The 13974-nt window shown below is 33.5% G+C and carries 12 protein-coding genes; 4 read left to right on the plus strand and 8 right to left on the minus strand.

Annotation, left to right across the window (positions count from 1 at the left end; all coding sequences use genetic code 11):
- Window positions 1-26: 26 nt before the first annotated feature.
- A complete protein-coding gene (locus HMPREF3103_RS01035) occupies window positions 27-281 on the minus strand; it encodes a hypothetical protein (protein ID WP_070436908.1) in 255 nt (84 codons plus the stop codon).
- A gap of 450 nt (window positions 282-731) precedes the next feature.
- On the minus strand, window positions 732-1982 hold the full coding sequence (locus tag HMPREF3103_RS01040; RefSeq protein WP_246826937.1) for an acyl-CoA thioesterase/bile acid-CoA:amino acid N-acyltransferase family protein: 1251 nt from the start codon (window positions 1980-1982) through the stop codon (window positions 732-734).
- 238 nt (window positions 1983-2220) lie between these two features.
- On the opposite strand from HMPREF3103_RS01040, the gene HMPREF3103_RS01045 reads away from it, so the two are divergent.
- Window positions 2221-2763 carry a TetR/AcrR family transcriptional regulator gene (locus HMPREF3103_RS01045; RefSeq protein WP_070436909.1) on the plus strand — a complete coding sequence of 181 codons (543 nt, stop codon included), beginning with the start codon at window positions 2221-2223 and terminating at the stop codon, window positions 2761-2763.
- A 112-nt stretch (window positions 2764-2875) separates the two neighbouring features.
- Here HMPREF3103_RS01045 and HMPREF3103_RS01050 read toward each other — a convergent pair whose 3' ends face one another.
- From HMPREF3103_RS01050 to HMPREF3103_RS09675, 6 genes are all read right to left on the minus strand, one after another.
- Window positions 2876-3205 (minus strand): hypothetical protein, encoded by a 330-nt coding sequence (locus HMPREF3103_RS01050; RefSeq protein ID WP_070436910.1) that lies wholly within the window; start codon window positions 3203-3205, stop codon window positions 2876-2878.
- 139 nt (window positions 3206-3344) lie between these two features.
- Window positions 3345-3911, minus strand: coding sequence for a GrpB family protein (locus tag HMPREF3103_RS01055; RefSeq protein WP_070436911.1), 567 nt, complete (start codon window positions 3909-3911; stop codon window positions 3345-3347).
- A 186-nt stretch (window positions 3912-4097) separates the two neighbouring features.
- Window positions 4098-4253, minus strand: a complete 156-nt coding sequence (locus tag HMPREF3103_RS09505; RefSeq protein ID WP_168132794.1) for a hypothetical protein — start codon at window positions 4251-4253, stop codon at window positions 4098-4100.
- Between the two features lie 815 nt (window positions 4254-5068).
- The gene (locus HMPREF3103_RS01065) at window positions 5069-5752 is read right to left on the minus strand and encodes a Type 1 glutamine amidotransferase-like domain-containing protein (RefSeq protein ID WP_070436913.1); all 684 of its coding nucleotides are present in this window, start codon (window positions 5750-5752) and stop codon (window positions 5069-5071) included.
- Window positions 5753-5768: 16 nt separating this feature from the next.
- Window positions 5769-6311, minus strand: a complete 543-nt coding sequence (locus HMPREF3103_RS01070) for a DUF4357 domain-containing protein (protein WP_210387102.1) — start codon at window positions 6309-6311, stop codon at window positions 5769-5771.
- A complete protein-coding gene (locus HMPREF3103_RS09675; RefSeq protein WP_256365582.1) occupies window positions 6308-6442 on the minus strand; it encodes a hypothetical protein in 135 nt (44 codons plus the stop codon). The genes HMPREF3103_RS01070 and HMPREF3103_RS09675 overlap by 4 nt, the downstream gene beginning before the upstream one ends.
- 312 nt (window positions 6443-6754) lie before the next feature.
- Between HMPREF3103_RS09675 and HMPREF3103_RS01075 the strand changes: the two genes are divergently transcribed.
- The 3 genes from HMPREF3103_RS01075 to HMPREF3103_RS01085 all read left to right on the plus strand — a co-directional run bounded on the left by HMPREF3103_RS01075 (window position 6755) and on the right by HMPREF3103_RS01085 (window position 13973).
- Entirely contained in the window at window positions 6755-8626 is a 1872-nt protein-coding gene (locus HMPREF3103_RS01075) for an Eco57I restriction-modification methylase domain-containing protein (protein ID WP_070436914.1), read from the plus strand.
- Complete coding sequence (locus tag HMPREF3103_RS01080; RefSeq protein WP_070436915.1) at window positions 8623-11871, plus strand: DEAD/DEAH box helicase family protein; 3249 nt, start codon at window positions 8623-8625, stop codon at window positions 11869-11871. Before HMPREF3103_RS01075 ends, HMPREF3103_RS01080 begins: the two co-directional genes overlap by 4 nt.
- Before the next feature lie 380 nt (window positions 11872-12251).
- A complete protein-coding gene (locus tag HMPREF3103_RS01085) occupies window positions 12252-13973 on the plus strand; it encodes an McrB family protein (RefSeq protein WP_070436978.1) in 1722 nt (573 codons plus the stop codon).
- Window position 13974 lies beyond the last annotated feature (1 nt).

A 13974-nucleotide genomic window follows, 5' to 3' on the forward strand; every position in this document is an offset into this window, starting at 1 on the left:
AAATTCATCTGATTCACAAACTGAAGCTACTTCAACATACTCGTCCTGAGTTCCTTCAAATAGTAGTTGTACTTTTTCTCTTCCGACATAGTATTCTTTGACAATAATGCTAAGAATTTCCTTAATCTTAAAAGGTAAAAAAAGCGTTCTGAATCCGTCTCTCTTAGCCTACTTTTCTCATCGCTTTGTTTGATGTCAATCCAATCTTCAGTTGCTGCGTCAAATGTCTGATATGAAATCTCTCTATTATATGGATTGCTTTTAATCTTTATTTGTGTCATTCGCAGTACCTCCCAATTCTTCTCTATTACCAATGACGATTAGTGTCATTTTTTATCCTTTTCTTGACCTTAACCTTCTAAAACTATTTTATCCAGTCGCAAATTGCGACCATTTTTTTCATATTTTTACCACTTATTGAAAATTTATGAAGTAATTGAGTTCATTATATCATTTCCACTAATTAAATTTAAGCGTTTTTTGAAAACGATTTACTTTTTATTACTATCTACCTTTTTCTCTTTCTTAAATGATAGTTTTCAATATAAATTTCTCTTAAAATTGCTTAAAACAAAAAGACGCCCTATTCAGAGCGCCTCTCTTTCTTATACCCTTTTAAAGCCATTATAAAATCGAAGATAACAGGTAATAATGAATAGTAAAAAATTATCCCCCAAAAAATTTTCACTTTGTATTTTGCATTTCTCACTTTTTTGATAGTGTCAATACATTTATATCACGTTTTCCGTCTTAAATTCTTTCATTAAATGCTCAATAAACCAAGATACCGTACTTTCCCAAGATACTACTGCTTCCCCATATATTTTATCACTTCTATTATTATATCTTATATTTGGTAGATAGGAGATTGTGTTCATATGTCCTAGTTCTGTTGTAAGGACCAATTTTTTATTTAAAGAATTCACTTTAGTTAAGATATTCATTGCAGCATCAAAAGAATTCCACACTTCATCTCTAAATGAGCTAATCAATAATAACGGGCATTTCACTTTTTCTAATTCCATTATTCCCGTTTTATCCTTCATCGGAATTTTAAACAACTTATTTTTAATAACTTCAATCCATCTAAAAGGTTTATAAGGAACCTCCTTATCCTCATATGTCCAGGAAGAGTGTTTTGCATTCATTTTGCCTCTTATTCCTTCATAAACTCTATCGCTTGGTGAGTTTAAAACAGCACATTTTAACCCAGAATATTTTGTTAAGGATAATAAAGCTAACTCTGCTCCTTTAGATCGTCCATAAATCCCTATGTTTGATCCATCTACAAACTCCAATCGTTTTAAATACTGCACTGCTTCTTCTATACTTTCAATTGGAATTTGATTAAGATTCGAAGGTTGTTTACGCATTCCAAAGTAACTTATAGCCATAGTCACAAATCCGTAATTCGATAATAACATAGCAATATTTTGAGCTTTTTCAATCCCTCCATCACTTCCTGATAAAACTATAATTGCCGGTCTAGGATTATGGGGCTCCTCAAAAAACAGTCTTCCTTGCCATGTGTTTTTTATGATATCCATATATTGGATACTCTCTTTTTTATACCAACGGTCAAATGATTCTTGAGCAATGATCTTATTGGCTAATAAGGCTGTTATTTGATAAGTAACCTTTTCTTTTAATTGTACACGATTTAAATCTATCACTCTTTTCTGTTTCACTACTTCCATAGGCCGAAGTGTTTCAAACAAACCCATGTCTCTAACCCCAAGATAATCTCCTCCTATTGACGTTGAAGCATTTACGGACACAACACCTGATGCATCACTTAAGTAAATAGCCTCTGATTTCCAATATGTTGCCTCAGAAAAATTCAATGGGGCATTAATATTATAAAAGCACTTTGTTTCTAATATAATTGTTACTTTTTCAAAACCTTCAAACCCCTTTATATAGATATCTAATCTTTCATCCATGATTTGTTTAGGATCGTTAATCACAATTTCATAACTCACTAATATTCGCCCTTTCTTAAAATCCCTTATAATTTTTACAACCGTTGACATCTCTTAAAAATTTCAACTTATCTTTCATAACATCGTAGTGCCACTCTACCTATTGCACCAACGAAAATCAGCATTACACATTTGTGTATCTTTTTGAGTTATGCTACTCTATAAAACAAATAAAGTAAATAGATTATGAACAAGATACACAATCTTACAATTATGTGTATCTTATAAGGAGATTTTTATGAAAAAGACACAGCATCCTTCTGCTTTAAGATCCAAAAGAGAAATATCCGAAGCTCTGCTTAAACTGATGCAGCTATACCCCTATTCTGAAATATCTGTAAAGCAAATCATATTGGAAACTAATCTTGTCAGAAAAACATTCTATCTAAATTTCAATAATAAGGATGATGTACTTTATTCCATTATTGACAAATTAATTCTCGAATATACAGAGGAAAATTCTTCTTCCGATAATGATCCTATCTCAATTATTTTTAATTTTTGTAGTAGAAATAAAGAGTTTCTTTCATTACTCCATAAAAATAAAATGTTTCACTACTTCCTTCTAAGAATGAACGAAATTCTCCCTACCTTTATTAACCAGATTCATGACTCTAACAATCCGTTCAAAAAAGTAATCGGCGACCTCAATCCTGATTATCTAATTGCATTTAATATCGGAGCCATTTGGAATGTTATTTTTAAGTGGATTGATCGAGGAATGGTTGATTCTTTAGATACAATCAAAACATCTGTCAGTCAATATATAAAACGACTATAGAATAACTCCCGCTACAAGATTTAACGACACACAAAAACCGTAATCTGATATTCCCCTTACCAAGTGAATCAGTAAGGCCATATCAATTTACGGTTTTTCTATTATCTATTTTTTACCCCTCAACCCTCTTCGGTAAGTAAGGTTCGATCTCTTTTCGTAAGGCTTCGAGTGTTAGGTCATAGGGAATGGTAATGTCATCGATTGATTCGAGGATTTTTTCTAACTCCTCTTCGGCCCGCTCATCTAAATAGCGATCCATGTTTCTTCGAAGCGATAGCAGCTCCTGCACAACGTTCTCTTTTCCAAAGGTGATGGCTAGAGAATACGCATTGTTGTCGCTATCCTCTCTGGCCCCTGAGCGTTCTGCGATATACAGAATTTTCTCCATTAAGTACATCATCTCATAGAAATCTTGCTTCTTGATTTCAATCTTTTCGTCCATGATCGCTACTCCCTTCAAATACAGGCTTTCACCCCCAACAATAAAGGCTCCGGAAGTAAAATTCCGGAGCCTCTGCCATTATTTCTTTATCAAACATTATCTAACTATCCTAATCTCTTCTTACAAATGAAAAATTTGGTTAATATCTTTTTCCATATAAACTTTTTGCTAAATCTGTATATTTTCTTATAAAATCTGTTTTTGCCTCAGTATATCCATCCCTGTCATATTCAAATTTTTTCCAAAGCGATAGTTTTAAGACTTCGTATTCTTTGCCTATTTCCTTATGCTCATTCAAATAATCTCTAAAATACAGTTCATCATTATCTCCGACAATTCTAATATGAAGATGGAATACTCTTTCTGCAAATCCTTGTTCTGTGTATCCTTTGTTTAATGTAATGCGGGCTTCAGTCGTATTCATACATAGCCAACCCTTGTTTATTAGAATATTTTTAACAATATCTAAATCCGTCTTGTCGTTTACTTCAACTAATATATCCACAATATTTTTCGCCCATATTCCTGATATAGCCGTGCTTCCGATATGAGATATTCTTTTTGTGCATTTACTCGGCAATGCTGATAATATTGATTTTCTTTCTTCTTCATACCATTTTGTCCACTCTTTATTATGTTTGACTAAAAATATCGGAAACAGTTGCCAAAGCTCTTTTAAACTCATTTGCTCGAATTTTTTATTCATATCTAACCTCTACAATTCTAATTTATATATTTACAGCATCTCATAGAAATCTTGCTTCTTGATTTCAGTCTTTTCATCCATGATCTCTACTCCCTTTAAACACAGTCTCTCAACCCCAATAATAAAGGCACCGGAACTAAAATTCCAGAGCCTATCCCATTTATTTTTAAAAGTTAGCTTACTAAACTAGGTTTTCTTCCTACTAAAATAAATTGGTCCGTTAATAAGGAAAGCTGTTGGAATTGCCATATAGTTATATTCACCTTTTGTATAATAAACGGCATAGAATACGGTCACTCCCATAATTATACTTACAATAAGATATTTGAAGATACGATTCATTTCATTCATCTCCAGTCTATACGCTATTCAATCCTTTTGCTTAAAAACTTATCAAAATAACCTCTGTTTAAAAATATAGAAAATGACAAAAACATTAAGAATATGAATATAAATTTAAATTCTCGATTCCATTGTTCAAACCCAAAAAACAAATTAACAAACAAAAATAACGCTACGTGGCATAAAAAACCAAAGAGAAATACTTTAATACCGCTTAATTTTCTCATTTTAACAATCCCCTTTACTCTTTTCGACAATAACTATATAAAAACTACTCATACTAGTCCCTTTTTTCCTAATAAAATAATTTTTGGGGAATTATTTTTCTCCTCGCCAAACATAAATCATGAATAGAATATTGAAAATAAAAATTAAAGAATAAAATAGAGTTGAATTTGACATCACAAAAGCCACAAATTCTTTATTTTGTGCAAGTATAATACCTACTAAAAAAAATATAGTAGATATCAAAAAATGTAGTTGTAATCTTTTACTTCTAGTTTTCAACTGAAATCACCACCTATTTGTTTAGTGTGCTTAAGTCAAATAATTTATTGTGGATTCATCTTTTCTAGGACATTTACAACTCAAAAATTAACCGCTTTCATATACTCATATTGTACTTCATCTTATTGCGAATTACTATATTAGAGTTCGACTTATCTAACATTATTCTTAAAAATTTGGTGCAAAATGGGTTCTGCTTTATAATGAAGTGCACCCCAAAAGTTAGACAGAACATCTAACTTTTGGGGTGCACTTCATAGCCCTAGGGTGTTTTTATTTAATTCTCCTTTACGGGGGTCAGTTTCATCCTATAATAAAACTTCTTTATTCAAACCTGTATCACTCCAAGAAAGTTTATATGCGTTTTTATTAGGATTAGACTTAATAACTTTCATTTCATAACCATCCCAAACAATAGCTACTTGATTCTCAAGGGCAATGGCATCAGCAATCTGTCCGGAGTAAAACTCATCAAAACCTGCTCTTTCAGGCTCATCATAATGTGGACAATGTAGATAAGGAATTATACCCAGACCCTTAACCCATTTATATTTTGGATTCTCTCTACCCTCAATAAACTCACTATCACAATGACCCGCTATAAACCAACAGATAGAACCTGCACTTAAACCTGACAGCACCTTCCCACTTTTATAAGCTTTCAGTAGGGCCTTATCTACAGCATATTTTTGCCAAACTTTCATCATATAAGCAGTATTACCACCACCTACATAAATGATATCTGCATTTTCAATCTTTTTATTAAGTTCTTCCCTTTTTACTTCTACATTAGATAAATACAAGGTATCAGTTTTGCATCCTAAACTCCCAAAATAATCATTAATAGTCTCTATATAAGCCTCAGCATCTTTACTTGCTGTAGGTATAAATAAAAAGTTAGGATTTTCCTTTTTAGCTGACTCGACAATAAACTTATCTATTTCATAAGTTTCATTACTGACTATTTCTCCACCGCCAATTGCTATAATCATAAATTTTCTCCAATCTTTAAAATTTGTTTCTATAAATATCAATCTTGTTGCCGTTAGCGTCTTTCCACTCTACCCAGCCATTGTTCGCTTTACCAATCACCACGAAACCGGCTGCTGACGGTGAAGAGCAAACAAGGTCTACTTGTAAAATATGATCCTCAATTACTGCTTTATCGTAAATAGAAGGAACGGCATCAGTAGTCACATCTGCGCAGAGACTGCCTTTCAATAAGGTAAATACTCCTCTTTTTACCGTTGCTCGACCATTTACTTCACCGAACCCTTTAATTTTACGGTTCAAACGGTATTCCCCATCAGAAAGTAACTCAAGTCCTTCACGAGATTTTAGCTCTTCTGTTGCTGCTTCAAAAATCTCTTTCTTTGTTCTAGTCGTTGGATAGACTTGCTTTCCTTCTAGTGAAGATAAAAGAGAAGCTGCTGTCTCCATATCTGTCGCAAATAACTCCGAAGTCCCAACTCGACTCTTACTGAAAATATCGTGAATCAATCTCTCTTTGTCATCGTATTCGTCTACTTCAATCGCGAGCCTTCTCTTCAATCTGCTAACATTTGAATATCCATTTTTTCAAGGTAATTCATTCGGTTTTCAAACTGATCCATTCTTGTCTTTCCAATCTTAATAATCCCTTGAACCACGGTTTCCATAATATAAATAATCCCTTTTGCCATAATTGCCTCCCGCTAAAATTCTTCCTCTCAAGTATACCACGTTCCAAATAGAGAAATATTACTTTTTAATTAATTCAGATATATTTTGACAATTGATCTTTCCTACTAGCTTTTTTCCTTTTACAATCATTTTTTTCGATTTTGATTTGTCTGTTTTAAAAGCTTAACACTAAATAATTTTACTAAAATCAAATTCTCCTAATACGCATCTTAAATTTTTGATTAAATCTATTTTGAATAAAGGAATTTTAACTATATTTTTTTTGAACAATAACATGATATAATGAATAAAACATGGAAGAAAGGAGACTTATGACAATAGATATTAGTGAAGATAAGTTAATTAAAAGGTCTGCTGATTTATTGAAAATACTTTTGAAAGATCGTACGACCAAAAAAAACATTGTTTGGGCAACACATTCTTATGAATTACTAGGAAATGAATTTAGTTCTCGCGAACAAATCACTCTAAGTAAGCTTACCGGAAAATATGTAAACTTGATTCAACCTCGAGCAGAAAAGTCTAAGTATGAACAAAAAAATCGAACCAAGATTAAAGCCGAAGTTTTTACACCAACTTGGTTAGTTGAAAAGCAAAATAGCTATGTGGAAGCTGAACTTGAAGCTCTGGATCTTGAAGATTATATCCAATTGCGCTGGCTAGAGATTACCTGTGGTGAAGCACCTTATATGGTTACTCGCTATGATACAGTGACTGGTGAGGAAATTCCATTATCTGAGCGAGTTGGTTTTGTTGATAGAAAATTGCAGCGCATTAGTCGTGATGTTTCGGACGAGGCTACCTTCTATGAATTTGTAAAAAAAGCATATCGTGCTTCTTATGGTTATGAGTATCAAGGAGACTCTCTCCTTTTGGCGCGTGAAAATCTTTTAGCAACATTTGAGGACTACTATCTTGCAAAGACTGGAAATCAACCAAGATTAGAGCAGAAGAAAGAAATTGCGACCATTATCTCTTACAATGTCTTTCAAATGGATGGACTGAAAAAAAGTAGTCCTTACTCAGCTAAACAAAGTCCATTTCAACAATTAAGTTTGTTTTCAGATGAGCTAGAAGTTCAAGAAGTAGAAGAATCTAAAACCAAAATCAAAGACTGGAAAAAGAATAAGATGATAGGTTTTGAGCGCCTATCTAGTGAGGAAAGTGAAATGAAATTTGATGTCGTGATAGGAAATCCGCCATATCAGGAAACAGGAGAAGCTAGGGATGAACCAGTTTATCACTTTTTTATTGATGAAGCTATTAAAATCGCAGATAAATCGATACTAATCACTCCAGCAAGATTTTTATTTAAAGCTGGTCAAACCCCTAAAAATTGGATGGAAAAGATGCTTGAAGACAAGCATTTAAAAGTTCAATTCTATGAACTTAAAAGCGGTAAAGTATTTACAGGAACGGATATAAAGGGTGGAGTAGCAATAACTTATCGTGATGCTGATAAAGATTTGGGCCCAATCGGAGTATTTACTATTTTTGAATCTTTGAATAATATTGTAAAAAAAATCGAAAAACATCCAGACTTTAAAACTTTTTCTGATTTAGTTTATCCTCAAGGTATTTATAGATTTTCAAATCAACTTTTTTCTGATTATCCAAATGCTGAAAATCTGCAAGGAAAAGGGACAAAAAATAAAATTGTTTCGAAATCACTAACTCAGTTAGATTTTGTTTTCAAAAACAAAGAAGAAAAAGACCATGTTGCTCTACTTGGAAGAATTGGTTCCGAACGTGTTTATCGATATATTAATAAAAAATATTTAGATTTACCGGAAACATTCGAAAATTATAATGTTTTTGTACCAGAAGCTAATGGAAGTGGTGCCTTAGGTGAAGTCTTATCAACACCCCTAATCGGGGAACCCCTAATCGGGCATACAGATACTTTTTTATCTATTGGTAATTTTAAAACAAAATTTGAAGCCGATGCTTGTATTAAATTTATTAAAACTAAATTCGCTAGAGTATTATTAGGTGTTTTGAAAGTTACTCAGCATAACTCACGCAAAACTTGGTATTACGTTCCACTCCAAGACTTCACTGTCAATTCGGACATTGATTGGACGCAATCAGTGGCTGATATTGACCGTCAGCTCTATCAAAAATATGACCTTTCTCCTGAAGAGATTGCCTTTATTGAGACTCATGTAAGGGAGATGGATTGATGGTAGAAATTAAAACTTCTAAAGAGATTCATCCTAAAATCTATGCATACACCACCCCTACGGTAACAAGTAATGAAGGCTGGATTAAGATTGGTTATACGGAGCGTGATGTGACACAACGAATTAAAGAACAAACGCATACTGCTCATATAGCTACAGATGTCCTATGGACTGGTGATGCAGCTTATAAGGAAGAACCTGATAAAGGAAAGACTTTTAAAGACTATGATTTCCACCATTTCCTTTCTTTCCACGATGTGAAACGTCGTCCTAAGACGGAATGGTTTTACTTTAATGGAACTCCTGAAAAATCTAAAAATCTTTTTGATAAGTTTGTTCAACACGATTTGTCAGGTTATCAGCCCGGCCAAGGACAGGACTATACTCTGCGACAAGAGCAAGAAGAAGCGGTTTCTAAGACCTTATCTTATTTCAAAAATCACCCAGGAGGTAAGTTTCTCTGGAATGCTAAGCCACGCTTTGGTAAAACCTTATCTACCTATGACTTAGCTCAGAAGATGGATGCTGTCAACGTCCTGATTGTAACCAATAGGCCTGCCATTGCTAATTCGTGGTATGATGATTTTGAAAAATTCATAGCAGGACAAACGACTTACAAGTTTGTTTCAGAATCGGATAGCCTTAAAAATCGCCCAACCTTGTCACGAAAAGACTTCCTCGATATTTTAAATGAGGATATTCGACAACTTGCTTTTATCAGTCTCCAAGACTTGAAAGGTTCTGCTTATCTAGGAGGAGAGCACAATAAACTTAAATGGGTTACTGACCTACATTGGGATTTGTTGGTTATTGACGAGGCTCATGAAGGAGTTGATACCTTCAAGACAGACCAAGCCTTTAATAAGATTCGTCGAAACTTTACCTTGCATCTTTCTGGAACTCCATTTAAAGCATTGGCAAAGGGAGATTTTACAGAGGTGCAAATCTACAACTGGTCTTACGCTGATGAGCAGGCAGCTAAAACAACTTGGTCGCCTGAGCAAGAAGAGGAAAATCCATATGAAAGCTTACCTCAGTTAAATCTCTTTACCTATCAAATGTCTCAGATGATTGGTGAGGAGTTAGAAAAAGGTGCTCAACTAGATGGCGAAAATATCGACTATGCTTTTGACTTGAGTGAATTTTTCGCTACAGATGATAAAGGGAAATTTATCCATGAGCAAGATGTTAGAAACTGGTTAGATACTCTATCAAACAATGAAAAGTATCCATTTTCAACCAAAGAACTCCGGAACGAACTCAAGCATACTTTTTGGCTATTAGAACGTGTAGCTTCAGCTAAGGCCCTAAAAGCATTACTAGAGGAACATCCCATCTATGAGAACTACGAAATTGTTCTAGCTGCTGGTGACGGGCGTATGTCCGAAGAAGATGATAAGGTCAAACTCAAATCCTTAGACTTGGTTAGAAAAGCGATAGCAGAGAATGACAAAACCATTACCCTCTCCGTCGGTCAGTTGACGACAGGTGTGACGATTCCTGAATGGACAGGCGTATTGATGTTATCAAACTTGAAATCACCTGCTCTTTATATGCAAGCTGCCTTCCGTGCTCAAAATCCATACTCATGGAGCGATAGCAAAGGAAATCACTTCCGCAAAGAAAAATCCTATGTATTTGACTTTGCGCCAGAAAGAACTCTGATTCTCTTTGATGAGTTTGCGAATAACTTATCACTTGCAACTGTAGGAGGTGGTGGAACTTCCGCAACTCGCGAAGATAACATCAGAGAACTCTTAAATTTCTTCCCTGTCATAGCAGAAGACCGTGCTGGTAAGATGGTTGAAATTGATGCTAAGGCAGTTCTGACTATACCACGTCAGATAAAAGCTAGAGAAGTCCTCAAACGAGGATTTATGTCCAATCTCCTTTTTGATAATATCAGTGGAATTTTCCAAGCTAGTCAAATAGTTCTAGACATTTTAAATGAACTACCAATTGAAAAGGAAGGGAAAATACAAACACCATCTAATCTACTAGACTTTTCAGATGTTAAAGTAGATGATGAGGGCAATGCAGTTGTTGACCATGAAATAGTGGTTAATCAACAAACGCGACTTTTTGGTGAAAAAATTTATGGACTTGGTGAGTCTGTTGCTGAATTAGTCACAAAAGATGAGGAACGAACTCAAAAACAGCTGGTCAATGACTTGAGCCAGACAGTTTCTTCGGTAATTGTAGAAGAATTGAAAGCAGGATATGATCTGAAAACCCGTGAAACAGACCACATCAAGAAACAAATTGCAGTAACATTTGAGAATGAAGTTCGAAAAAATGAGATAGAACGCAAAATTACTGAAGCTCATATCAAGGAAGAGTTGCAGCAACAGCTCAAGGAAGTAAATGATAAGGATCAGAAAGATAAGATTCAAGAAGATTTTGAAAGACGAATAGAAGAAAATAATCTCATTCACAAAGAAAAACTAGAACAAACACTCAAAAAAGAAGTGGAAAAAATGCCTGAGAAGTTTATCGAACAGGTTGAGATCAAACGTGTTGAACAGTTGAAACAATCAGCTCAAGATGAGATTCGGGACCATCTGCGAGGATTTGCAAGAACAATTCCAAGTTTTATCATGGCCTATGGTGATCAATCTCTAACACTTGATAATTTTGACACCTTTGTCCCCGAGCATGTCTTCTTTGAAGTGACTGGTATTACGATTGACCAATTTCGTTATCTAAGAGATGGTGGACAAGATTTTGCAGGACATCTCTTTGATCGAGCAACATTCGATGAGGCCATTCAAGAATTTCTTCGCAAGAAAGAGGAGTTGGCGGATTATTTTAAAGATCAAAAAGAAGATATTTTCGACTATATTCCACCTCAAAAAACCAATCAGATTTTCACTCCTAAACGAGTAGTGAAAAGAATGGTAGATAATCTTGAAAAAGAAAATCCAGGAATCTTTAATGATCCATCTAAGACATTTATTGATTTATACATGAAATCAGGCCTCTATATTGCAGAACTTGTTAAAAGACTTTATAATAGCAATGGCTTAAACGATGCATTTCCAAATCCTGAAAAACGCTTAAAACATATCTTAGAAAATCAAGTTTATGGATTTGCACCGTCTGAAATTATCTATAACATTTCCACTAATTTTATCTTTGGAAATCTCTCTCAAGATATCAGTAGAAAGAATTTTGTTTTAGAAGATACCATTCCAGCTGCCAAAGAAGAACGCATCCAAGAATTGGTGGATAAATACTTTGGATAGGATAATTGTAATTAAAACTTATGAACTGAACAAAGATTTTTTGTCTCTAAAACATGAAGTGAATAGAAAAAGAGGTCAAATCAAAATGTACTGACCCAAAAAAGTTAGACAATTAATTTATTCAAAGGATTTAGTTCTGTATTACACAGGGCTAAGTCCTTTTTAGTTTATTTTTAAATTAGGGTTTTATTGGTTATTAATTATTTAAGAAACTAAGAAGATAATTATGATAACAAAATCATTTAATTTGTTGGATGTTCAATTTAAGATTACTTATCTTAAGGTTCCAATGTTTGTAAATCAAAATTCAATTTATTTTATATGATATAATCAGTATATAGAATAAAAAATAGTAGTATAAAAGGAGGTAATGTGTGAATATGGGTATATTAGAAAGATATGAATTAACAATATCTAGTAATGAGATTAAGTCAACGGATAGTCGATTTACAATGGATAATTTAACTTTAGGGGATGATTACAAAATTATAGATGTTAAATTTGAAACAGCAGACGGACAAATCATTAACAGGAGGTTAAAAAAATTTGAAAGAAAAATATCTAATCAAACTTTACCTCGTTTAACTTGTCAAATATTTGAAAAACAATTACTTGCACTTTCAGAGGAAGAACGGAAGAAATTTCCAATATGTCAATATAGGCCATCAGAAGACATGATTCAGGGAATTTTTTCTAGTATTGAAGATTTCAAAGAATATAGAAATACACTTGAATACTTAACCTATAAATGTAAGGATGGCGAATCTTTAGTTTTTTACTGTTGGAACATATTTTCAACTCTAATATTTGTAAAGGAATGTTTAAACAGATTTGGTACTGAAGGTGATAAATTTATTTTAGTTTATAAAAATAAAGATGGAGAGAATGAAGTTATGGAGTCTAATTCACAAACAATGGCTATAGAAGAACATATAAGGAGTTATTCCGATCTTTTATTATCTTCAAAAAACATAGTATTTCGAGGAGCACCGGGAACTGGTAAAACCTACCTTTCTAAACAGATTGCAGCAAATATTGTTTCTAACGGTAGAACTAGTGATATTAATAGCCTTTCACAGAATGAAATCAATCAAATTGATTTTGTTCAATTCCATCCTTCATATGATTATACTGATTTTATTGAAGGATTTCGTCCTTCAGAGGCAGAGAATAATCAAATTGGCTTTACTCTAAAGCCTGGAATATTTAAAGAATTTATCGAAAAAGCCCAAAAATTTGAAACTGCAGATCGTCAAGATAACTTTGCTCAGGCATGGGGGAAATTTTTTCAAGCAGTTACTGAAGCGATGGAAACCTCACAAGGGTATAATGGATTAAAAACATTGACTGGTAAGCCAATGGGGAATATAGTTTCTTATGATAACAATGGTGTACAAGGCATCTTCAAAAAAGGTAGCACTCAATATCTTAATTATAACCAAATATATAATGTTTACAGAGGTTTACCAGGTGTACCAGAAGGAGGATTTGACAATTATAGAAAAGCAGTTGTTAAACACTTGAAAGAAAAGTTTGGACTTGAAGATTATATTGTTGGTGAAGTTAAGAACGATAAAGATAAGTTTGTCTTTATCATTGACGAGATAAACCGTGGTGAAATTTCAAAGATTTTTGGAGAGCTCTTCTTTTCTATAGATCCAGACTATCGTGGAATTAAAGGAGCAGTAAGCACACCTTATAATTCTGAGGAAAAGTTATATATACCTGAAAATGTTTATATTATAGGGACAATGAATGATATAGACCGTTCAGTTGAAACATTTGATTTTGCAATGAGACGTAGATTTACTTTTGTGGAAATTACAGCAGATAATTCTGCTCAAAATATGGGTCTTAATGAAGAAACAAAAGAAATAATGCATCGATTGAATAATGCAATTGTTGATCAAGGACATTTAACTCAAGATTATCAGATTGGTGCTAGTTATTTTAAGACTCTTGATGAAGGCACGCTATCAATAAAAAATCTTAGGGATTATAAGTTAAAACCACTATTAAATGATTATTTCCGTGGTGAAAGATTAGCTAATGATAAGATGAGAGCCTTGGAAAACGCTTATTTTGGAACTAGTGAGGACTAGT

The organism is Granulicatella sp. HMSC30F09, from assembly GCF_001806915.1.
GTDB classification, from domain to species: Bacteria; Bacillota; Bacilli; order Lactobacillales; family Aerococcaceae; genus Granulicatella; species Granulicatella adiacens.

Excerpts from the sequence above, each read along its gene's own strand:
- HMPREF3103_RS01035 (WP_070436908.1), bottom strand. The coding sequence starts at position 281 with ATGACACAAATAAAGATTAAAAGCAATCCATATAATAGAGAGATTTCA.
- HMPREF3103_RS01045 (WP_070436909.1), top strand. The coding sequence starts at position 2,221 with ATGAAAAAGACACAGCATCCTTCTGCTTTAAGATCCAAAAGAGAAATA.
- HMPREF3103_RS01050 (WP_070436910.1), bottom strand. The coding sequence starts at position 3,205 with ATGGACGAAAAGATTGAAATCAAGAAGCAAGATTTCTATGAGATGATG.
- HMPREF3103_RS01055 (WP_070436911.1), bottom strand. The coding sequence starts at position 3,911 with ATGAATAAAAAATTCGAGCAAATGAGTTTAAAAGAGCTTTGGCAACTG.
- HMPREF3103_RS09505 (WP_168132794.1), bottom strand. The coding sequence starts at position 4,253 with ATGAATCGTATCTTCAAATATCTTATTGTAAGTATAATTATGGGAGTG.
- HMPREF3103_RS01065 (WP_070436913.1), bottom strand. The coding sequence starts at position 5,752 with ATGATTATAGCAATTGGCGGTGGAGAAATAGTCAGTAATGAAACTTAT.
- HMPREF3103_RS09675 (WP_256365582.1), bottom strand. The coding sequence starts at position 6,442 with ATGGCAAAAGGGATTATTTATATTATGGAAACCGTGGTTCAAGGGATT.
- HMPREF3103_RS01075 (WP_070436914.1), top strand. The coding sequence starts at position 6,755 with ATGACAATAGATATTAGTGAAGATAAGTTAATTAAAAGGTCTGCTGAT.
- HMPREF3103_RS01085 (WP_070436978.1), top strand. The coding sequence starts at position 12,252 with ATGGGTATATTAGAAAGATATGAATTAACAATATCTAGTAATGAGATT.